Origin of the sequence: Bradyrhizobium sp. CCBAU 11361 (assembly GCF_028128935.1) — a bacterium.
Taxonomy (GTDB): domain Bacteria; phylum Pseudomonadota; class Alphaproteobacteria; order Rhizobiales; family Xanthobacteraceae; genus Bradyrhizobium; species Bradyrhizobium niftali.
In genome coordinates this window covers 1-21,236 of sequence record NZ_LBJZ01000140.1, presented here as the reverse complement: position 1 = coordinate 21,236, position 21,236 = coordinate 1, and the positions used below count along the sequence as shown (strand labels likewise).

At 63.2% G+C, this 21,236-nt stretch carries 18 protein-coding genes and 6 pseudogenes; 17 read left to right on the top strand and 7 right to left on the bottom strand.

Annotation, left to right across the window (positions count from 1 at the left end; genetic code table 11):
- Nucleotides 1-247: 247 nt before the first annotated feature.
- Nucleotides 248-506, bottom strand: a pseudogene (locus XI08_RS11970) (integrase core domain-containing protein); the annotation flags it as partial.
- A 700-nt stretch (nucleotides 507-1,206) separates the two neighbouring features.
- On the opposite strand from XI08_RS11970, the pseudogene XI08_RS11965 reads away from it, so the two are divergent.
- A pseudogene (locus XI08_RS11965) lies at nucleotides 1,207-1,746 on the top strand (Mu transposase domain-containing protein); the annotation flags it as partial.
- Between the two features lie 193 nt (nucleotides 1,747-1,939).
- Nucleotides 1,940-2,256, top strand: a pseudogene (locus XI08_RS11960) (IS5/IS1182 family transposase); the annotation flags it as partial.
- Nucleotides 2,257-2,395: 139 nt separating this feature from the next.
- On the opposite strand, the gene XI08_RS11955 reads toward XI08_RS11960, so the two are convergent.
- On the bottom strand, nucleotides 2,396-2,866 hold the full coding sequence (locus XI08_RS11955; protein ID WP_271574526.1) for a calcium-binding protein: 471 nt from the start codon (nucleotides 2,864-2,866) through the stop codon (nucleotides 2,396-2,398).
- Between the two features lie 500 nt (nucleotides 2,867-3,366).
- Between XI08_RS11955 and XI08_RS11950 the strand changes: the two genes are divergently transcribed.
- The 7 genes and pseudogenes from XI08_RS11950 (at nucleotide 3,367) to XI08_RS11920 (ending at nucleotide 10,031) form a co-directional block, all read left to right on the top strand.
- Nucleotides 3,367-3,507 carry a transposase gene (locus XI08_RS11950; protein ID WP_271565807.1) on the top strand — a complete coding sequence of 47 codons (141 nt, stop codon included), beginning with the start codon at nucleotides 3,367-3,369 and terminating at the stop codon, nucleotides 3,505-3,507.
- 105 nt (nucleotides 3,508-3,612) lie between these two features.
- Nucleotides 3,613-4,218, top strand: a pseudogene (locus tag XI08_RS11945) (IS3 family transposase); the annotation flags it as partial.
- A 720-nt stretch (nucleotides 4,219-4,938) separates the two neighbouring features.
- On the top strand, nucleotides 4,939-5,421 hold the full coding sequence (locus XI08_RS11940) for a reverse transcriptase domain-containing protein (protein WP_271574525.1): 483 nt from the start codon (nucleotides 4,939-4,941) through the stop codon (nucleotides 5,419-5,421).
- A gap of 11 nt (nucleotides 5,422-5,432) precedes the next feature.
- Entirely contained in the window at nucleotides 5,433-6,005 is a 573-nt protein-coding gene (locus XI08_RS11935; protein WP_271574524.1) for a group II intron maturase-specific domain-containing protein, read from the top strand.
- Nucleotides 6,006-6,048: 43 nt separating this feature from the next.
- Nucleotides 6,049-6,318 (top strand): integrase core domain-containing protein, encoded by a 270-nt coding sequence (locus XI08_RS11930; RefSeq protein ID WP_271574523.1) that lies wholly within the window; start codon nucleotides 6,049-6,051, stop codon nucleotides 6,316-6,318.
- Between the two features lie 663 nt (nucleotides 6,319-6,981).
- Nucleotides 6,982-8,724, top strand: a complete 1,743-nt coding sequence (locus XI08_RS11925) for a type I secretion system permease/ATPase (RefSeq protein ID WP_271574522.1) — start codon at nucleotides 6,982-6,984, stop codon at nucleotides 8,722-8,724.
- Entirely contained in the window at nucleotides 8,721-10,031 is a 1,311-nt protein-coding gene (locus XI08_RS11920; RefSeq protein WP_271574521.1) for an HlyD family type I secretion periplasmic adaptor subunit, read from the top strand. The genes XI08_RS11925 and XI08_RS11920 overlap by 4 nt, the downstream gene beginning before the upstream one ends.
- A 294-nt stretch (nucleotides 10,032-10,325) precedes the next feature.
- On the opposite strand, the gene XI08_RS11915 is transcribed toward XI08_RS11920, so the two are convergent.
- From XI08_RS11915 to XI08_RS11905, 4 genes and pseudogenes are all read right to left on the bottom strand, one after another.
- Complete coding sequence (locus XI08_RS11915) at nucleotides 10,326-10,571, bottom strand: hypothetical protein (RefSeq protein ID WP_442869805.1); 246 nt, start codon at nucleotides 10,569-10,571, stop codon at nucleotides 10,326-10,328.
- Nucleotides 10,572-10,577: 6 nt separating this feature from the next.
- Nucleotides 10,578-10,646, bottom strand: a pseudogene (locus XI08_RS46260) (hypothetical protein); the annotation flags it as partial.
- A gap of 33 nt (nucleotides 10,647-10,679) precedes the next feature.
- Entirely contained in the window at nucleotides 10,680-11,369 is a 690-nt protein-coding gene (locus tag XI08_RS11910) for a recombinase family protein (RefSeq protein ID WP_271574520.1), read from the bottom strand.
- The gene (locus XI08_RS11905) at nucleotides 11,359-11,598 is read right to left on the bottom strand and encodes a hypothetical protein (protein WP_271574519.1); all 240 of its coding nucleotides are present in this window, start codon (nucleotides 11,596-11,598) and stop codon (nucleotides 11,359-11,361) included. The genes XI08_RS11910 and XI08_RS11905 overlap by 11 nt, the downstream gene beginning before the upstream one ends.
- 712 nt (nucleotides 11,599-12,310) lie before the next feature.
- On the opposite strand from XI08_RS11905, the gene XI08_RS46255 reads away from it, so the two are divergent.
- Nucleotides 12,311-12,661, top strand: a complete 351-nt coding sequence (locus tag XI08_RS46255; protein WP_442869804.1) for a hypothetical protein — start codon at nucleotides 12,311-12,313, stop codon at nucleotides 12,659-12,661.
- Between the two features lie 633 nt (nucleotides 12,662-13,294).
- Nucleotides 13,295-13,793, top strand: a pseudogene (locus XI08_RS11900) (transposase); the annotation flags it as partial.
- Between the two features lie 365 nt (nucleotides 13,794-14,158).
- Here the strand turns inward: XI08_RS11900 and XI08_RS11895 are convergent.
- The gene (locus XI08_RS11895) at nucleotides 14,159-14,293 is read right to left on the bottom strand and encodes a phospholipase effector Tle1 domain-containing protein (protein WP_442869806.1); all 135 of its coding nucleotides are present in this window, start codon (nucleotides 14,291-14,293) and stop codon (nucleotides 14,159-14,161) included.
- A gap of 521 nt (nucleotides 14,294-14,814) precedes the next feature.
- Here XI08_RS11895 and XI08_RS11890 point away from each other — a divergent pair.
- The 6 genes from XI08_RS11890 (at nucleotide 14,815) to XI08_RS11865 (ending at nucleotide 21,039) form a co-directional block, all read left to right on the top strand.
- Nucleotides 14,815-16,017 carry a cytochrome P450 gene (locus XI08_RS11890; RefSeq protein ID WP_271574518.1) on the top strand — a complete coding sequence of 401 codons (1,203 nt, stop codon included), beginning with the start codon at nucleotides 14,815-14,817 and terminating at the stop codon, nucleotides 16,015-16,017.
- A gap of 94 nt (nucleotides 16,018-16,111) precedes the next feature.
- A complete protein-coding gene (locus XI08_RS11885) occupies nucleotides 16,112-17,401 on the top strand; it encodes a cytochrome P450 (RefSeq protein ID WP_271574517.1) in 1,290 nt (429 codons plus the stop codon).
- A 1-nt stretch (nucleotide 17,402) separates the two neighbouring features.
- Entirely contained in the window at nucleotides 17,403-17,711 is a 309-nt protein-coding gene (locus XI08_RS11880; protein WP_271574516.1) for a ferredoxin, read from the top strand.
- Nucleotides 17,698-18,543, top strand: a complete 846-nt coding sequence (locus XI08_RS11875) for an SDR family oxidoreductase (protein ID WP_271574528.1) — start codon at nucleotides 17,698-17,700, stop codon at nucleotides 18,541-18,543. Before XI08_RS11880 ends, XI08_RS11875 begins: the two co-directional genes overlap by 14 nt.
- Nucleotides 18,543-19,886: a cytochrome P450 gene (locus XI08_RS11870; protein WP_271574515.1), complete on the top strand. Its 1,344-nt coding sequence runs from the start codon at nucleotides 18,543-18,545 to the stop codon at nucleotides 19,884-19,886. Before XI08_RS11875 ends, XI08_RS11870 begins: the two co-directional genes overlap by 1 nt.
- Nucleotides 19,887-20,040: 154 nt before the next feature.
- The gene (locus XI08_RS11865) at nucleotides 20,041-21,039 is read left to right on the top strand and encodes a polyprenyl synthetase family protein (RefSeq protein WP_271574527.1); all 999 of its coding nucleotides are present in this window, start codon (nucleotides 20,041-20,043) and stop codon (nucleotides 21,037-21,039) included.
- Nucleotides 21,040-21,236: the final 197 nt, after the last annotated feature.

Genomic DNA, 21,236 nt, shown 5'->3' with positions numbered 1-21,236 from the left:
TTCGACAATTTTGAGATAGGTTCTAGCATTACGGTGGCCTTTTTGATTTGAAGTGAGCACGTTGAGCGGCAGCTTGGTGAGCCCTACGCCAGAATGACCATGCGATGATGTGCGCGGGTTGAATACGCTTTCGAGCGAGTCTGATGGCAATGCGGCGGATTTCCTGGACTGACCAACGGATCAGCGGCGGCCTGGTGGTGTTTTGGCTTTTGCCGGGGCGATGTTTTGTTTTTTGGGCGATGGCGGGTTAGCTGTGGAATCTCAGGAGGTCGGCCATCGGTAGGCCGAGGCGGCTGATGGGTGGTTTGGCTTGCAGACTACCGTGCGGGCGATGCCAGTTGTAGTGATGAAGCCAGATTGGCAGGTTTTGGGCGCGCTGATCGGAGGTGTCGTAGGCACGAGCGTAGCCCACTCGCGCAGCACTGTCTGAATGAAGCGTTCGGACTTGCCGTTTGTTTGCGGTCGTCGGGCCTGGTGAAGATGTGCTTGAGGCCGAGCTCGCTGCATTTGCGGACCCCGGAGCTTCGACTATGCCAACGTATAGCTTTCGAAGGAACTTCTCCTCTGCCATCCTGAGGCGCCGACGCGATGATTGGGATAGGCGAGGCGCCGTTACGGCAGGCCCAACTTGGTCACGCTCGAACCTGTCAAATGCGTTTCGCCGTCCTGTTCGGGACTGTGCTTCGCATTCCCGAACAGGAACGCGGAGATCGCAGTCAAAGCATGGCAAGGCGCTCAGCACGGTATAGTTTGCCCATTTCTCCAGCGCCGCATGAAATCGAAGCTAAGAGGTTGGATTAAAGTTGACTCTCGCCTCTGCTCGCTGGACGAAACGAGAAGACGAACTGCTGCGCGAGCTTGTTGATGCAGGCACGCCTGTGAAATCCATTTGCGAAATGCTCAATAGGTCAGAGCCAGAGCTTCGCAGGCGCAGCTACTGCATTGGCCTACCAAAAAAATGGTTTAAGCGAACAGTCGCCATCTCAGGCTGAGGCGGCGCTCGGCAATAGGCGGTTCCTTTGGCCTCTCAGTATTGTTGGCGGCAGGAAGACAAAGGCCTCGAACGAGACGTTTCCTGCCAACGTGCTCACTTCGATAATCAAGACTTCCGACAGCAATCTCCATGAATTTGCCCACACGCTGGAGGGGTGACGAAATCGCTTGGTTTCCTGATAAAAAAGAGGACGCACCGCTACGGACCCGGCCTCAAGCCATTACGGCACGCCATTTTGGCCGCACGGCCGCGGAGCCCAAAAGACAAGGCCAAGGTCGACGTCGCGGTGCAAATCGCACAGCGCTGGATTCGGGCCCGGCTGCGCAATCAGCGCTTCTTTTCTCGGGCCGGCTCAACGCCGCCATCAAGACACTCGTCGACGAACTCAATGCTCGTCAAATGCGTGGCTTCGGCTCAAGCCGCGCCTGACTGTTTGCCGAACTCGACAAACCCAAGCTAACCTCGCTGCTAGATCAGCCTTATGCCTTCGCACGCTGGAAGCGCTGCCGCGTCGCTCCCGATTATCATGTCGAGGTCGAGGGCCACTGGTATTCCGCGCCGTATCGTCTGATCCGTGAACTGGTCGATGTCCGCATCGAGGACAGAACCGTCAAGATCTTCCACAAGGCAAGCGGATCGCCAGCCATGCCCGCGCCCGCAACCGACGCGGACACACCACCGTCGCCGACCACATGCCGAGCGCCCATCGCCGCTACGGCAAATGGACCCCCGCCGCGGTGATTGCCGCCGGTCGTAGCGGCCATGATCATCAGGACGCGACATCGCGCTTAATCCGGGAGCGGTGCAGCGCGAAAGCGACTCTGCGGCTGGGGATTGTTGGCGGGATTGGTATCGTATTTGGATATTCGCGTGATGAGCCCGCTCGTGGCGAGCGGTTGCAAGTCCGCCTCCAGCGCGTCAGCAATCTCCTTGGGCTCGCCGCATCACCTCTACAAAGGGTACCGCGGTCACAACCACCCGCACCGGGTCGGGGTCTGGATCTCGGGGCAGGTCCGTCGCGTCACGGCTTCCATCCGGCGGGAGATGAAGCGTCGTGCGCTGTCGAGCCCGTCATTGGCCACGTCAAGACCGAGCACCGCATGGATCGCAATCATCTCAAGGGACGCCTCGGCGACAGGATCTACGCTGTCCTCGCCGCTGTCGGTTATAACTTCGGCCTGCTCCTGCAATGGCTCGCGGAGTTTTTGCGTGTCATCATCCGAGCCTTCGCCGAAACGGTCCCGGCTCACAAGATCGGTTAAATCAGCTCTCGTCCGCGTTCTTCACGGAGGACTCATTCATCTGGTCGAGGGCAACGGCGACTCGCCGTAGGCAGAAGGATGTGCCATAGCGATCGCCGTGCCCGGTCGCCTATTTCGGCCGAACGGTTGGCCGAAAAAGTCAGATGATCGAGAAATAATGTTCAGGGTGATGCTGAACGTCGGCAGCATTCACATTGGAGAGCGTGATCGAATTACCCTCTCCGAGGTCAATGACCGCGGAATTCGAGCCGTCCGCTTCGACGCGATTGGCAAGATCGGCAGGCGTATGAATACCAGTGTGATTAATCCCTGCCTCGATGTGCAGTTTATCCCCCACCGTGAAGTCCATCACGGCATCCTTGCCATTCCCGCTCGTGAACATGAAGTTGTCGTTGCCGTCATCGCCGAACAGAACATCGTTGCCCTGATCGCCGAACAGATAATCGTCGCCCGCACCGCCAGAGAGCGTGTCGTCGCCCTGATTACCTTCCAGACTATCGGCACCCGCTCCACCAGCGATCCAATCGTTCCCGCCCAGGCCCTGGATAAAGTCCCTGTTGGGCGTGCCAACCAAGTGATCGTCGGAGTCTGTGCCGCGGATTACAGCCATGTCGTTCTCCTGTGTTCGGTCTGCTAGGCGAGCGGTCACGCAAGTGATCGCGCTCTGGCTACGAAACATAAACGTCGAAGCTGACGAAAACCTGATTGCACACTCAGCCGAAACGGATGCGATGGGTTGTCTGATTGCCGAGCGTTGTGCAGGTGGTTTTTCAGTAACCCTCCGGCTCGACACTGAGATCGGTGTTCACGTTGATGCGCCGTCGGGTGGGTGGATGCGAGACCTCACAGCGGTTTTTCAAGTCATAACAACGGCCTTGAGGTTTGACTCAGATTGGGGAATTCCAAATCGGTGAATTTCTGAAACGGCGGCGCGGCGAATGTTGGCGCTTGCGCTGGTTCTGGAAGCGAGGGGCGCAGCAGGTAGGCGGTGAAAACCTGCGGAATGGATCGCCAGACCCAGCGAGACTGGGGGCTGAAGTGGGCCCCGGATTTTGGACCGGCGGCTTAGGTGGTGCGGATGCCGTTCCATTTTGATAAACGGAGCGGACCATGAAGAAGACGAGAGGAAAAATCGATGCAGCGCTGAAGGCAAAGATCGCCTTGGAGGCGCTGCGAGAACAGTCAACGGTGACGGATCTGGCGCAGCGCTACCAGGTGCATGTGAACCAGATTTATCCGTGGAAGAAGTAGCTCAGGATCAAGCGGTTCGGGCGTTCGACGCGGGCGCTGGTCGGGATGGCGAGGCGGCCCACGAACTGGAGGTCGAGAAGCTCCACGCCAAGATCGGACAATTGACGGTCGAGCGTATATCGGCCGCCGCGGCCGGCCAATGACAACGACCTTGAGCTGATGCGACGGATCGACCAGCTGTTCACGGCCTGGCCGTTCCTGGGCTCGCGGCGGATGACGGCGATGCTCAATGGCGAAGGCCGTCGCATCAATCGCAAGCGCGCGCAGCGGTTGATGCGCAAGATGGGCATCGCGGCGCTGGGACCAAAGCCCAGAACCACAAAGCCGGCGCCGGGACACAAGATCTTCCCGTATCTGCTGCGCCATATGGTGATCGACCGGTCAAATCAAGTGTGAGCGGCCGATATCACCTATGTGCCGATCGGCCAGGGCTTTCTATATCTGGTGGCGATCATCGATTGGGCGAGCCGTGCGGTACTGACCTGGCGCCTGTCGAACACGATGGACACATCGTTCTGCGTGTCTGCGCTCGAAGAGGCCTTGGCGCGCTTCGGCCGGCCTGAGATCTTCAATACCGACCAGGGCAGCCAGTTCACCAGCGCCTTCACCGGCACGCTGGCCGCCACCGGCGTCAGGATCTCGATGGACGGTCGCGGCCGCTGGATGGACAACGTGTTCATCGAGCGGCTGTGGCGCTCGCTCAAATACGAGGACATCGTGTGCTGTGGAGGTCAGGCTTCGGCATGAAGCCTTACGAAGCTTTGTCAGAGATGGAGGATGGCTCTCCGAAGTCGGCCTGCAGGGGAAGACTTCAAACCACTCCGAGCTGCGAGGGTAAAGAGCCCTGGTGGTGAGCGTTGGAAGAAAAGGCGGAGGAAACTCCGTCAGGTGAGGTCCGAGCAGACGAACGTAAGTAAACCGCTGATGACGTGTCGTAACGTTCTATCGACGTCGAAACCGGGATCAGGATGTCTATCCCGCGAGCAAGGGTTGGGAGGAGCCTGCCGACTGCCCAACCGGCGTCCGGCATGAAGGCGACGTGACCTCGGATCAGGCTTTGACAAGGAACACCGGAACCTGTCGCTCCGATGTGAAGGGAGGACTCGAAGCGGCCCGTCGTCGTAAGGAGCAGAGTACCGATGCGGAAACGCCCGTATTAGGGACGAAGGCGCTGTAATGGCACTGGACCGAAGGGGCGTTGTCATCCGGCTTTACGCGGCCGACAACCTGAAACGGGATGATCGGCATGAGTAAGGCCAAGCCGTTTGTATTGCCAAACGCGATGTGTGGGAGGCGTATAAGCAAGTGAAGGCGAACCAAGGGGCGGCTGGTGTTGACGGGCAGTCGATCGAAGACTTCGACCGGGACCTGAGTAAGAATCTCTATCGAATCTGGAATCGGATGAGTTAGGGCAGCTACTTTCCGCCTCCGGTGCGGCGCGTTGACATACCGAAAGGCGAAGCTGGCAGCACGCGACCGTTGGGAATACCAACGGTCTCGGACCGGATCGCCCAGATGGTGGTCAAGCGTTATCTTGAACCGATCCTGGAGCCCGTGTTCCACATGGATTCCTATGGGTATCGGCCGGGGAAATCAGCACATGATGCACTGGCTGTGGCTCGGCGCCGATGCTGGAGCCACGATTGGGTGCTCGACCTCGACATCAAGAGCTTCTTCGACGAAATCGATTGGAGCCTTCTGATGAAGGCCGTGCGCCGCCACACTGACTGCAAATGGGTTTTGCTCTACCTGCAAAGGTGGTTGGAAGCACCCGGGAGCATGCCGGACGGCAGCTTGGTCAAGCGCACAAGAGGAACTCCGCAGGGGGCTGTCGTCAGCCCCCTGTTGGCGAATCTTTCTTCATTATGCGTTCGATTTGTGGATGAGCCGAGAATATCCGGGTATCCCATTTGAACGATATGCTGATGATGCATGCCATCGGCCATTGCCGAAGCGAAGCGGAGGCGCGTGACTTGTGTCGGGCGCTGGAAACGAGGTTTGCGGAATGCGGGCTGCGGCTGCATCCGGAAAAGACCAAGATCGTGTATTGCAAAGATGCCAATCGCTCCTATCCCGAGCAGTCGGTCGACTTCCTTGGCTATACCTTCCGGCCGAGGATGGCGAACAATCGACACGGTGAGCGGTTCGTCTCATTCAGCCCGGCCGTCAGCAAGAAGGCCGGGAAACGGATGCGGCATACCGTGCGCAGGTGGCGGCTGCATCGGCGCAGCGACCTTGAGTTGGTGGAAATCGCCAAATGGGTCCGTCCAGTCCTGACGGGCTGGGTGCGCTACTACGGGCGGTTCTATCCCTCGAAGCTTCAAGAGGAGTTGCGCACGATCGATGCCTACATCGTTCGTGCGCAACACGAAAATACGAACTTTCCGAGAACACACGTTGGCGGTATGGGAATGGTTACGATCGCTCAAGCGACGGAATCCTGGCCTGTTCGCCCACTGCGCTGCGGGATCAACGGTTGGATGACGGGAGCCGGCTGAATCGCGAGGTTCACGTCCGGTTCTGAGAGAGCGCGGGGCTGCAATGCCCCGCGCCACTCACCTATCTCAAGGTTATTCGGATGGCCACGAGGCCAAAGCCGGAATTGCCCGATGGATCGAGTTTTACAATTTCCGGCGCCCCCATCAGGCGCTGGAAAACCGCGCGCCGATGGCGGTCTGGCGGGCCGGTGTCACCGGCGCATTCGGCAAAGAGGCTGTGGATATGACGCTTCCGGCAAGCGAGAAGCTTGGACAACGCTGCGCGTTGCCCACATCCCCACAGCCACAACAGCAGCAAGCAAGAGTCCCGTAAAGTATTGGGAAGAACGAACGGCAGCAGCTCCACTTGAGAACCGGACCCGGTGGTCCTCAGCAAAGGGTCCACTTCACGAGATCCCATGTTTCATCGTGTTCGGCCTGTTGGTCGGCGCAATTTTGCCAGAGCCCCAATGGGAGCCGCTGGGATGCGTTCCTTGCAAGACAACCAGATCTTTTGATCTCCTGCCACCATCAGAACTTGGTGCAGCCGGCGTAAGCAGGAACTCAATAAATAGCTTGCAGCTTACGTGGCGTCAGATTGTAGGCTTCGACGAAGGCTGACCAAAGTTACACGAAAAAGGCAATCGATGACGCGCCAGCAAATCGGAGTCGAGCGCCACGTGACGTTGGATCCCTCGCTTCAAGGAGTCTGGAGTACGATGGACGGCAGAATTTCGTCTCCTGACTCATTAATGCAAGCATTTGGGAAGGGCCGGGAAGAATGACGGGTAGTCCAATCGAGCAAGTGCAGATCCACGGGGACTGCTTTCGAACGCGCGGCAGGGCGACCACATCTCTTCAGTTTATGACTCTTTCAGAGTCCGCCGCCATCACCGAAATGCGGTCGCGAAGCTGCTCCGGGGTAATGCGACAGACGATGGCCACAAGCGTCGGTGCCGCGTGGCTTTCACGTAACCCTTTTTAGATGTTGGATTTAATGGCAGCCGCTCCCGCCGTCCGGCGTTCCGAACTCGGTGATGCGCTGCGCGCTTGCCGAAGTGCCTTCATCGGCGTCGGTCTCATGAGTTGTATGATCAACCTGCTGTACCTGACCGGCTCGGTGTTCATGCTGGAGGTCTATGACCGGGTGCTGCCCAGCCGCAGCGTTCCGACCCTGGTCGGCCTCGTCGTTATCGCCGGCAGTCTCTACATCGCTCAGGGTGTGCTCGATCTGTTGCGCGGGCGGATCCTCGGCCGCATCGGAACCTCGCTCGACGAAGCGCTCAATGCGCGGGTGTTCGACGCCGTCGTGCGCCTGCCGCTTATGGTGGGGAACCGCGACGAGGGCCTGCAGCCGCTGCGCGATCTCGACAATGTGCGCTCGTACCTCGGCAGCATGGGGCCGGGCGCGTTCTTCGATTTGCCCTGGCTGCCGTTCTACATGGCGATCTGCTTCCTGTTCCATTGGCTGCTCGGCGTGACCGCGCTAATCGGCGCCATCATCCTGGTCACGCTGACCCTGATCACCGAATATATGTCGCGCATGCCGGCGAAGGAGGCGATGACGCTCGCCGCGCGGCGCAACGGTCTTGCGATCTCCAGCCGGCGCAACGCCGAGGTGCTGGTCGCGATGGGCATGGCCGGGCGGATGAACAAGTGCTGGAACGAGGCCAACGAGGAGTATCTCGCCGGAAATCAGCACGCCAGCGACGTCACCGGCGGCCTCGGTGCTGTGGCCAAGGTGCTGCGCATGATGCTGCAGTCCGCCGTGCTCGCGGTCGGCGCCTATCTCGTGATCCACCAGGAGGCGACCGCCGGCATCATCATCGCCGGCTCGATCCTGAGCGCGCGGGCGCTGGCGCCGGTCGACCTTGCGATCGCGCACTGGAAGGGCTTGGTCGCCGCGCGCCAGAGCTGGCAGCGCCTCAACCGCTTGTTGCAACAGATGCCGGCACCCGACGCGAAGCCCCTGTTGCAGGCGCCGACGAAGAAGCTGTCGGTGGAAGGCGTGACCATGGTCGCGCCGGGCGATCAGCGCGTGATCATGCAGGACATCACCTTTGTGTGCGAGGGCGGCAGCGGCGTCGGCGTGATCGGCCCGAGCGGCTCCGGCAAGTCGTCGCTGATCCGCGCGCTGGTCGGCGTCTGGACGCCGATCCGCGGCAAGGTGCGGCTGGACGGCGCGGCGCTCGACCAGTGGTCGTCGGATGTGCTCGGTCGCTACGTCGGCTACCTGCCGCAGGATGTCGAGCTGTTCGGCGGCACCGTTGCGCAGAACATCTGCCGCTTCGACCCAGAGGCCAAGTCCGATGCCATCATCGCCGCGGCGAAAGAGGCTGGCGTGCACGAGATGATCATCAAGATGCGCGAGGGCTATGGCACCCACGTCGGCGAGCAGGGTACCGCGCTCTCGGCGGGCCAGGCCCAGCGCGTGGCGCTGGCGCGGGCACTCTACGGCAACCCGTTCCTGATCGTGCTGGACGAGCCGAACTCCAATCTCGACAGCGAGGGCGACGAGGCCTTGACGCGTGCAGTGTGCGCGGCGCGCGGGCGCGGCGCGGTTGTGATCGTGGTCGCACACCGGTCGATCGGCATCGAGGGCGTCGACCAACTCCTGGTGCTGAAGGACGGCCGCATGCAGACCTTCGGTCCGAAGGAAGCCGTGCTCGGGCAGGTGCTGCAGCGTGTCCCGCCGCCGCCGATCAAGATCGTCTCCGACGCGGGGGCAGCGAAGTCATGAAAGAGCAGCCGCGGACGGCGCACCAGTCGATCAGGAAGCACCTGATCGGCGGCCTCGTCGTGGTCCTCGTGCTCGCCGGCGGCGTCGGCGGCTGGGCTTCGACGGTGCCGATCTCGGGCGCCCTGGTCGCGCCGGGCTCGGTGGTTGTCGATTCCAACCTGAAGAAGGTGCAGCATCCGACCGGCGGCGTGGTGGGCGAGGTGCGGGTGCGCGACGGCGACGTGGTCACTGCCGGCGACATCGTGGTGCGGCTCGACGAGACCGTGGTGAAGGCGAGCCTTGCGATCGTCGTCAAGGCGCTGAGCGGACTTTACGCGCGCGCGGCCCGGCTTGAGGCCGAGCAGCAGAACCGGCTCAAGATCGCCTTTCCGCCGCAGCTCACCGAGCGCGCCGACGACCCTGATGTCCGCTACGTGATGGCGAGCGAGACCAAGCTGTTCGAGGTCCGCGTCAACGGCCGCACCGGCCAGAAAGCGCAGCTGCGTGAGCGCGTCACCCAGCTCAACGAGGAGATCGCCGGGCTCCAGGCGCAGGAGACGGCCAAGGACAAGGAGATCGAACTGGTGCAGCAGGAGCTGGTCGGCGTCCGTCGGCTCTACGAGCAGCATCTGGTGCAGATCAACCGGCTGACCACGCTCGAACGCGATGCCGCGCGGCTCACTGGCGAGCGCGCGCAATACATCGCCTCGCGCGCGCAGGCCAAGGGCAAGATCACCGAGACCGAGCTGCAGATCATCCAGGTCGACAAAGACATGCTCGCCGAAGTCTCGAAGGATCTGCGCGAGACCAATGACAAGATCGGCGAGTTCGTCGAGCGCAAGGTCACCGCCGAAGACCAGCTTCGCCGCATCGACATCCGCGCGCCGCAGGACGGCGTTGTGCTACAATCGACGGTGCACACCGTCGGCGGCGTCATCACCGCCGGCGACGCCATCATGATGATCGTGCCGAAGGCCGACGACCTGTCGGTCGAGGCCAAGGTCAATCCACAGGACATCGACAAGCTGCAGGTCGGCCAGAAGACGCTGCTGCGGCTCTCGGCCCTGAACCAGCGCACCACGCCGGAACTGAACGGCGTCGTGACCCGCATCTCCGCCGACGTCACCACCGATCAGCGCACCGGGCAGAGCTTCTACACCATCCGCGTCTCGATGCCGCCGGAGGAGGTCGCGCGCCTCGGCAGCGACATCAAGATCATTCCGGGCATGCCGGTGGAAGCTTTCGTCCAGACCGGCGACCGCACCATGCTGACCTATCTGATGAAGCCGCTTAGCGACCAGCTGATGCGCGCGTTCCGCGAGAAGTGAGTCCTTCACGTTGAAATCATTCACGTCGTTTCCGCGAACTTCACTTCGCCTCCTCCCTTGTGGGCGGGAGATAATGATAGCACGGAAATGGGCCAGTTTTGACCACGTCCTTGAGCGAAGAGGAGATCGTTTGTATGGCTACCTCCGGAATCAAATTCGTTAAGCGACGAGCCTCCCGCAGACCTTGATCGGCAGCAAGGTCGCGGCGATCTTATGCATTGCTGGCTCGCACCAACGTAAGCGGATCCCATATTCCAGCCAAAAAGCTTAGTCGACCAGCCACCGGCTTGCGCCTCATGCGAGCCGGGGGCTGCTGACCCGCTGGCGGGTTGCCCCTCGGAAATTTGGGTGAACCCGGTCCGCCGCCCGCTCACTTGCCTTGCGCTTCGGCACTTCAGAGAGGGCCGCCGAAGCGATAACGCGCTGTTGAGTTGGTTGCGCCGCACGCTCAGGAAGGGAGGTGTATAGCTGTTCGTCGAGCGGCTGGGGCTTCAGCGTCAGCCATTCGTTCCGCGCCTTGCGGCGGATCTTCACGCTCACGCCCGCGGTGCTGTATCCCGCGGCCACAGCTGTCTTACCATAGGCATAGGCGCCACCGTAGACCGGGTTCTCAATGATCCGGTGGATGGCAGAGTAGTTTGGTCGCCGTCAGGCCGTGTCGCCGTTGGTCTGCTTCACCGGCAGATCGAGATTGTACGCGTGGAGCCAACAGAGCGCCTGTCGCGCGCTGCCGAGTTCCTCGACCTTGTCGAACACCAGCTTGATCGCTTCCTGGACACGCCGATCCGGGTCTTTCTCATAACGGTCGCCGGCCTTCACGAAGCCGACGGGCGCTGTCACAACCAACTCGCCCCGGCGCGCCTTATCGTAGCGGGCCGAGAGCGAGCGCTGGCGCAACAGATCCAGCTCGTACTCGTTGAGGCTGCCCTTGAGCCCGAGCAGCAGGCGGTCGTTGCCGTGCCTCGGCGCGTAGATGGTCTCCTGATCGATCAGAACGGTATCGACCACGCGGCACATCTCGATGAGTTGCTGCCAATCCCGGCTGTTGCGTGCGAACCGCGGGACCTCGCGGGCGCAAACCGCACCAACCTTGCCGAGGCAAACCTCCGCCACCATTCGCTCGAATCCGGCGCGTTGTAGGCCGCCGGCGGCTGAACGACCAAGATCATCATCGATCACTTCAATTTCTGACCACCCGAGTGCCGCCAGCCGGTCTCGCATGGCGTATTGCAGCACGCTGCTCTCGCGATTGTGCAACACCTGATGGGCCGAAGATTGACGCATGTAAAGAATCGCCTTGCGCTCCAGATGATGAGGCCTGAGATTGTCAGAGATCATGATCGACCTCCTTCGCGCGCGGTGTCGCTTTCATGGCAGCATGGTCGAGGATCAACTGCGTCATCACGCTCGTGAGCGCTGCCCGCGCTTCTGCTGGCAGATCCAGCCATGTGGGCGCGCCGATGGCGCCGTTCGACAGGCCACTCCCGAACAGATCCATCTGCTGCTGCGGCCGCGGTTGTCGATTGTGTCGGTACCCGCTCCCTGGCACCGCCGTCTGCCGTGACATGAGTCTCTCCCCGATTCTGGTCGTGAGAGGCTCTGGATGCGCCAGAAAGCAGGGCAGCTGATGGCGTTCGATCCTTCAACGCCAGATCGAGAAGCGCAGAGAGCGCCGCAAGTGCGTCAATGCTGACAAACGGCTGAGCTGTCAAAGGCTCAGCGTCAGGGCATGCTGCCCGATCGAACATCCATGCTGGAACCTCCAACCATCGATCCGCTTGCGATCCATCTAGAGAGCAGCGGAAAGCGACATCATCAGCCTTCTCGACCCTTCCATGAACGCAAACTCGGCGACCAAACCAGGGATGATGTCGATAAAGAACCTCGCGAAGAACGGTCCTGTGGGCGTTCTTGAGCCTTGTTGTACAACTCAGAACACCCCCATTCCCAGCTGGGCTACCGCTTGCCGCGGGAATACATTGCATCCATCAAACCAGCCGAGTGTCCGGTCTGACGGGGGCAACTCCACCTACCAAAAGGGCAGGAAGCGCTGCAAATTTGCTCGGTGTATCAAGTGCGAGCTTCAGCGGTTCCTAACTGCATCTGATCAAGCCGCGGGCGCCGCTACACAGCTCGCAAATTAGCTTTACAAGCATCTCGGAATCATAGGGATTCCGTTTCGTATAGCTCCCGGTATCCCGAATCATGGGCTATCTTGGGGAGTGCCGACGAAGCGCGACAACGAGTAGGGGCGCCATATCGTCACGCCCGAGGCGACTATGCCCAACCGCAACCGCGGCATGAGCCAAACGTTCGAAACGGATGGAACGTGGTTTCTGCCCGAGACGCCTGACAGGAAAGTAGCTGGGACGCTCGTATCTCGAGCCGAACGAATTGAGCAATCGTTGGCGGACTCTCTCCGTCCGATGCAAAGCAGACCAATTCGAGCCGATATCGTTCGATTCCCCGTTGTGCATGGTGTCACGCGGGAGCAGGAGGCGGTCTCACTATTTCGGTGTACGCGGGTCGGCTATTCCTTGACGTTTGCCAGTGGTGGCATCGGCCGACTTGAAACCCTTTGGAAGCGGTGGACCGAACCAGAGGTTGAGGGGCAACGGTTGCCTCCCTGAAGGCGAGCCACCTATCCTGGTAGGCGCCCACGAGCGCTCTTGGCGATACATTCCCACCCCGTGTAGCTTGACGACACTCTCGAGAAGGCGAGGTGGTTAGCGGTGTTAGAGCAAGGTAGGCTGGCCACCGAAGTTAGTGGCGCGTGTTAGGGACAGCGCTTTCGGGACCGACGAAGCGCCGAGTCACGTGGCTGCTAACTTCCGGGCAGCGCGTGCGCGGCAGGGACAGCGTTAATTCTCTTGAGTGAAGGCTCCGAGTCGCGCTCGCGTTGCCACGGACATCATAGGGGATAGCTCCGGTAGCTGGCTATGAAGTGGAGTTACGAAACATGCTATGGGCTAGCGGAGATCATTATTGTGCCGGGAGGATGCGCGCTCCTGTTTGATGGCCAGGTTTTAGGCCAATACACCTCGCCAGTCATAGCAGCAGAAGAATTAGCGAACGGGAGATGCCGTTGGCCTTGGGCTGGAGATCCGGCGAAGATGGGGATCCCGAGAAACTTGTCCCAGTGGCAAAGCGTCCCCTTGGCGCGTCGGCTATGAGCACAGTAGTGAACCGCCATGAAGCCTTTCACTCAGATTAGCTCGCCACGCGGTCCCACGCGATGCGTTCGGATGAAGGAGCGATAAGCCGTGTCCAAAGCTAACATCCTCAAGCTGATTGCAAACGTCGCCGATCAACTCATAGAAGTGTTGCGTAGCGGGGCACGTGCTCGTCTCGCCCAGGCGGTCGAGGCCGAGGCTGAGGACTTTCTCGGCAAGCATGCCGATTTGAAGACCGCGGACGGTCATCAGCGCGTCGTCCGCCACGGTCTCCTGCCGAAACGCGAGGTGATGACCGGTATCGGTCCGGTCGCTGTCCGTCGCCACGTGTGCTCGATCGCGGGGCGGACGCCACGGATCGCGACTGCCTCCGGTTCTCTCCGTAGATCCTGCCACCCTACATGCGCCGTTCGAAGTCGATCGAGACGCTGCTGCCGAACCTTTAGGGTATCTCGACTGGCGACTTCTCGGAGGCGCTAGCTGCGCTGCCCGGCAAGGATGTTGCCGGGCGGCATCCGCCATCGGCCGGCTGAAGGATGGCTGGCTCGACGAGCACGCCGTGTGGCAGAAGCGCGATCTGTCATCAAAGCTAATGTCGACGCGGCACTCGTTTCTGTCCGTCGCGGACGATTGAGACGTTATTGATTGGTTGCTCGCGGACACGGAATTTTGCCATTGGCCCGACCCGGACGGTCGTATTCCAGAGCGAGGTGCGTTCGCGTGTGCAGTGATACGTGATCAGCTCTCAATTGCTCGCTCGAGCCCATACGAGCGGCTGAAGGCGAGGATAGCGGAACGATAGGCACTCCGCTTTTAGTATTGCTGCCCGCCCCGCTTCGCGGCGAAGCGCTGAGCACCGCCGGATGAAGCACTAGCTCTGCACTTGACGTAACCCTTCGGCCCACTTGCCCCCGCTTGCTGTCGGGAAAGTTCTCGGCCCATGCGCCATCCAACCTAGAGCGAAATGTCGGGGAGGCGGCCTTCGTTTTCCAGATAGCTACCGCCGACATCGGAGTGGTTTCCGGCGAACCACACCTGCCGCAGCCAATCCGGATGCTTCAAATATCGCGCATGGGCTGCCCCGCACATTCCGCGCGAGAGTAGGCCTTTGTCGGGCACCTGCTGCGCCGGATGTCGGCATTGAGACTTAATGCCAGAAACCTGACACTGCGCGCCGCTACGAAGTGCCTGCTGAGCCTGCGAATCCACTTCGGCACACGATTTGCTCTGTTCACCGCATCATCACCAATCGCAGTGCGATGCTTTTCGGGACGGGCACTATATTAGCGGACACTTCAGTGGCGGGTACGGTCGAACCTCTTTCACCCATCCCTGCGCTCAGTCGATCTATGGCGATGCCGACAGGTTCGATGTCACCCGGCGGCATAACCCGCACCTGTCGTTCGGCCAGGGGCCGCATGTCTGCCTGGGCGGTTCACCGGCGCGTCTGGATTGCGATGCGCCTTCCCCGCGCTGTTCGTGCGGCTGGAGATCTGGCGCTGACCATCGCCGCGGAGGACGTCGTCTACATGAGTCTTACGTCATTCGCTGCCCGCAGCGGCTGCCGATCACCTTTCGCCCTTCCATCGCCTAGAGAGTGAAGTGTCACCATGTCCGAACAACCCTTGCCGACGTTGCCGAAGTGGCGCGTCGATCACATCGAGCCCTCGCCCGAGATGTTGGCGCTACGCGCCAACGGTCCGATCCACCGCGTGCGCTTCCCGTCCGGGCACGACGGCTGGTGGGTGACGGGCTACGACGAGGCCAAGGCGGTGCTGTCCGACGCGGCGTTCCGGCCCGCGGGAATGCCGCCGGTGGCCTTCACCCCGGATTCGGTGATTCTGGGTTCGCCGGGTTGGCTGGTCTCGCACGAGGGGGGCGAGCATGCTCGGTTACGCGCAATCGTGGCGCCGGCCTTCAGCGATCACAGGGTGAGGCTGCTCGCGCAGCAGGTCGAGGCGATCGCCGCGCACTTGTTCGAGGCGCTGGCGGCCCAGCCCCAGCCTGCCGACCTGCGGCGCCATCTCTCTTTTCCACTTCCGGCCATGGTCATCAGCGCGCTGATGGGCGTGCACTACGAGGATCACGCCTTTTTCGCAGGGCTGTCCGACGAGGTGATGACGCACCAGCATGAAAGCGGCCCGCGTCGCGCGTCGCGCCTGGCCTGGGAAGAACTGCGTGTCTACATTCGGGGCAAGATGCGGGATAAGCGCCAGGATCCGGGCGACAACGTGCTGACGGATCTGCTCGCGGCGGTCGACCAGGGCAAGGCGACCGAGGAAGAGGCGATCGGCCTGGCGGCGGGCATGCTGGTGGCTGGGCACGAGAGCACCGTCGCGCAGATCGAATTCGGCCTGCTGGCCATGTTTCGCCATACGCAACAGCGCGAACGCCTGGTCGGCGATCCCTCCCTGGTGGACAAGGCGGTGGAGGAAATCCTGCGCATGTACCCGCCAGGTGCGGGCTGGGACGGCATCATGCGCTATCCGAGGACCGACGTGACCATCGCGGGCGTGCATATTTCCGCGGAGAGCAAGGTGCTGGTCGGCCTGCCGGCGACGTCGTTCGATCCGCGCCATTTCGACGACCCGGAAATCTTCGACATCGGACGTGACGGTAAGCCGCACCTGGCGTTCTCCTACGGGCCGCACCACTGCATCGGCGTGGCGCTCGCCAGGCTGGAACTCAAGGTGGTGTTCGGTTCGATCTTCCAGCGCTTTCCCGCGCTGCGCCTGGCCGTGGCGCCGGAAGAACTGAAGTTGCGCAAGGAGATCATCACTGGCGGGTTCGAGGAGTTCCCGGTGCTCTGGTGATGCGCGTACGCCGCCGGGGATCGCGATCTTCTCCGCAATTTGCCGGCGCGCCTGGCGCGCGCCGGGCAGATCAATCAGCCAACAGGTAACCTAGATGGACGTGCAAGAAACCACGGCAGCACGCCGGGACGCCTTCGCCGAACTGGCGTCGCCAGCGTGCCTCCACGACCCGTATCCGTTCATGCGGTGGTTGCGCGAGCACGATCCGGTGCATCGCGCGGCATCGGGCCTCTTTCTGTTGAGCCGCCACGCCGACATCTACTGGGCGCTCAAGGCCACGGGCGATGCGCTTCGGGCACCGGCGCCGGGCGAACTGGCGCGCTATTTCCCGCGTGCGGCGACCAGCCTGTCGCTCAATCTGCTGGCGTCCACGCTAGCGATGAAGGATCCACCGACGCATACGCGTCTGCGCCGGCTGATCTCGCGCGATTTCACCATAGGCCAGATCGACAACCTGCGGCCGAGCATCGCGCGCATCGTCGCAGCGCGCCTGGACGGCATGGCGCCCGCGCTGGAGCGCGGGGAGGCGGTGGACCTGCATCGGGAATTCGCGCTGGCCTTGCCCATGTTGGTCTCCGCCGAATTGTTCGGCATGCCCCCGGACGACATGTTCGGGCTCGCCGCCGGCATCGGCGCCATTCTGGAAGGCCTGCGCCCGCACGCCAGCGATCCCCAGCTCGCCGCGGCGGACGCGGCCAGCGCCAGGGTGCTGGCCTACTTCGGCGACCTCATACCGCGCAAGCGCTCCGATCCCCGCCACGACATCGTGTCGATGCTGGTCGGCGCGCACGACGACGATGCCGACACGCTGTCGGATGCGGAGTTGATCGGCATGCTGTGGGGCATGCTGCTGGGCGGCTTCACCACCACTGCTGCGGCCATCGACCATGCGGTCCTGGCGATGCTGGCGTATCCCGAACAGCGGCACTGGCTGCAGGGAGACGGCGTGGGGGTAAAGGCATTCGTCGAAGAAGTCCTGCGCTGCGACGCGCCCGTTATGTTCAGCTCCATTCCACGTATCGCCCAGCGCGACATCGAACTGGGCGGCGCGGTGATCCCGAAGAACGCGGACGTGCGCGTGCTTGTCGCGGCCGGCAATCGCGACCCGGACGCCTTCGCCGATCCCGACCGCTTCGATCCCGCGCGGTTCTACGGCACCAGTCCTGGCATGTCGACCGACGGGAAGATCATGCTGAGCTTCGGCCACGGCATTCACTTCTGCCTCGGTGCGCAACTGGCCCGGGTGCAGTTGGCCGAGAGCCTGCCGCGGATCCAGGCTCGCTTCCCCACGCTGGCGTTGGCCGAGCAGCCGACCCGGGAGCCGTCCGCGTTCCTTAGGACGTTCCGCGCGCTACCGGTGCGGCTGCATCCGCAGGGGGGCTGAGATGCGCGTCGTGGTCGACCAGGATCTGTGCGGAACCACCGGGCAGTGCGTGCTGACGTTGCCGGGCACCTTTCGCCAGCGCGAACCGGACAGCGTGGCCGAAGTGTGCGTGGCGAAGGTCCCGCAGGCGCTGCACGCGGCCGTGCGGCTCGCGGCCAGCCAGTGCCCGGTCGCCGCCATTCGGGTCATCGAAAGCGACGCTGGCGATGACGAGCGCGCCAGCGCCGACCCTGCGCCTTCTCCGGCGGAGGCCGAGCGGCATGCGGCGAAAGACCAACGCAATTCAGGAGGACGCGATGGGACGGTTTGAAGGCAAAGTGGCCGTGGTGACCGGCGCCGGCGCTGGCATCGGCAAGGCATGCGCCCGCGCCATTGCGCGCGAGGGCGGCAGAGTGGTGGTGGCCGACATTGATGGCTCGGCGGCCACGGCCTGCGCCGCGCAGATCGCGGCCGAAGCGGGCCACGCGCTGGCCCTGGCCATCGACATCGCCAATGCGCAGGCGGTGGCAGCGCTGTTCGAGACGGCGGAGCGGCAATTCGGTGGGGTCGACTTGCTGGTGAACAACGCGAGCGCCATGCATCTGACCCCGCGCGACCGCGCGATCCTCGACCTGGACCTGGCGGTCTGGGATCAGACCATGGCGACCAATCTGCGTGGCACGCTGCTCTGCTGTCGGCAGGCCATCTCAAGGATGATCGCCCGCGGCGGTGGCGCGATCGTCAACATGTCGTCGTGCCAGGGGCTTAGCGGTGACACCGCGCACACGTCCTACGCCGCGTCGAAGGCGGCGATGAATATGCTGTCGGTCTCGCTCGCCACCCAGTACGGTCATGCGCAGATTCGCTGCAACGCGGTTGCGCCGGGTCTCATCATGACCGAGCGTCTCCACGCCAAGCTGGATGAGTGCATGCAGCGGCATCTTCGCCGGCACCAGCTCCTGCCGCGCGTCGGCCGCCCCGAGGACGTGGCCGCGCTGGTGACGTTCCTGCTCTCCGACGATGCTGCGTTCATCACGGGCCAGATCGTGTGCATCGACGGCGGCATGCTGGCGCACGTGCCGACGTACGCCGACGGAGGCAACAGCCGCGTCGCGCGGCCTGCCGGCCACACCGCCGAAGCGGCCGCGGCGCCGCGCGGCTGATGGACATGCTGCTCAACCCGCTGGACCGTCGGCACCGGCTGCGGTGCGATATCCCGGTCGTGCCCGGCGCTTTCCCCCTTGTCGGGCATCTTCCCGCCATCGTCTGCGACCTGCCGCGCCTGCTGCGGCGCGCGGAACGGACGCTTGGCAGCTACTTCTGGCTGGATTTCGGCCCTGTCGGACACCAGATGACGTGCATGGATCCGGATGCGTTCGCATTGCTCCGGCACAAGGACGTGTCCTCGGCGCTGATCGAAGAGATCGCGCCCGAGTTGCTTGGTGGGACGTTGGTCGCCCAGGACGGCCGCGCGCACCGGCAGGCGCGCGATGCGATCAAGGCGGCGTTCCTGCCGAAGGGTCTGACCGAGGCCGGCATCGGCGATCTGTTCGCGCCCGTCATCCGGGCGCGGGTGCAGGCCTGGCGCGACCGCGGCGACGTAACCATCCTGAGCGAAACCGGCGACCTGACGCTCAAGCTCATCTTCAGCCTCATGGGAATCCCCGCGCAAGACCTGCCGGGATGGCATCGCAAGTACCGGCAACTGCTGCAGTTGATCGTCGCGCCCCGGATCGACCTGCCCGGACTGCCCTTGCGGCGCGGCCGCGCCGCCCGCGACTGGATCGACGCGCAGTTGCGCCAATTCGTCCGCGAAGCGCGCGCGCAGGCCGCGCGCACCGGGTTGATCAACGACATGGTGAGCGCCTTCGATCGCAGCGACGATACGCTCTCCGATGACGTCCTAGTCGCCAATATCCGCTTGCTGCTGCTTGGCGGTCACGAAACCACCGCCTCGACGATGGCCTGGATGGTGATCGAGCTGGCGCGGCAGCCTGGGCTATGGGACGCCCTGGTCGAGGAGGCGCAACGCGTGGGCGCGGTGCCGGCACGGCACGCGGACCTGGCGCAGTGTCCGGTCGCCGAGGCGCTGTTCCGCGAGACGCTGCGCGTGCACCCGCCGACCACGCTCCTGCCGCGGCGCGCGCTGCACGAATTGCAACTCGGCCAACGGCGCATTCCCGCGGGCACCCATCTGTGCATCCCGCTGCTGCATTTCTCGACCTCGGCGCTGCTGCACGAGGCGCCTGATCAGTTCCGCCTGGCGCGGTGGCTGCAACGCGCGGAGCCGATCCGGCCGGTGGACATGCTGCAGTTCGGTACCGGCCCACACGTCTGTATCGGCTACCACCTGGCATGGCTGGAACTGGTGCAGTTCGGGATCGCCTTGGCGCTGACCATGCACAAGGCCGGGGTGCGGCCGCGGTTGCTGAGCAGCGCCGAAAAAGGCCGGCGCTATTACCCAACCGCACATCCGTCTATGACAACCCGCATCAGATTCTCATGAGCTGGCATCGCATGCTCCGTGTGGCGAGGCAGCCGCGTCGGCGACGCGCGGCGTTTCTGCACTCGGCGCGCGCGCTCGGTGCGACGCCGGCAACACCGCGGCGGCTCGCCGCCCGCCGTGGCCGTCTCCTGTCAGATACAAGGACATGAACAACATGCAGCCCGGTTCCACGCTACACGACCGAACTGGCGTTTCCGCGCTCGGCGTATTGGGCGCGCAGGCGCGCGGCGCATCCGGCCCGCTGCTGCCGGAGATCTGGATGCAGGACGGCGCAAAGCGGGTCGAACAGGCGCTGGCGCGTCTTCTCTGCGCCGAAGACGACGGTGAGACCGAGCTGATGGCGGCGATGCGCTACGCCACCTTGCATGGCGGGAAGCGTACCCGCGCCTTGCTCTGTCTGGCTGCCGGCGCATTGGCCGACACGCCGGCGCACATGCTCGACGACGTCGGCGCCGCCATCGAGATGATGCACGCCTGTACCCTGGTCCACGACGACCTGCCCGCGATGGACGACGACGTGCTTCGCCGCGGCCTTCCGACCGTGCACGTCAAGTTCGGCGAAGCCACAGCGATCCTGGTCGGCGATGCGCTGCAGGCGCACGCCTTTCTGACCCTGGCGAGCCTGGATGCGCCGGGCGATACCCGTATCGCGCTCGTGCGCGAACTGGCGCAGGCGGTGTCCGCCGAGGGTGGTGCCGCAAGCGGGCAGGCCATGGATTTGTCGCTGGTTGGAAAGCACGTCGAGCTGGACAGGATCGTAGCGATGCACCGGATGAAGAGCGGAGCGCTAGTGCGCGCATCCGTTCGCATGGGCGCGCTATGCGCCATCGCGGAGGATGCCGCGCACGCTGCGCTGTACTCTGCGCTCGATCGCTACAGCGCCTGTTTCGGCCTGGCGTTGCAGGTGGTCGACGACATTCTCGACGCGACAGCGGATACCGCGACCCTGGGCAAGACCCCCGGTAAGGATGCGGCGGCGCAGAAGCCGACCTGCGCGTCGATCATGGGGCTGCAGGCAGCGCACCAGTTCGTGTTGGATCTGTTGCGCGACGCCGGGGAGGCCATCGCCCCGCTGGGGCCGCGTGCGGAACGGTTGGCGCAGATCCTGCAGCGGGCCAACGCGTATCTGTTCAAGCACGCGCCATGCGCATGAGCGCGCCCGTCCGCATGGAGTCGCCCTGTGCCGCTGCGATCGGCCGGCGGCAGCGGTGCATGATGCACTATGTCCGAGTCCGCGGCACCGATCGCAGCGGTTGCCCAGCACGGGCCGCGGCGCACGCGGCGCGCTGCGCGCAAGCCTATGCGGCGGACCGGCGCCAGCATCGGGGCGCGTCGCCGCGCCGGCGCTGG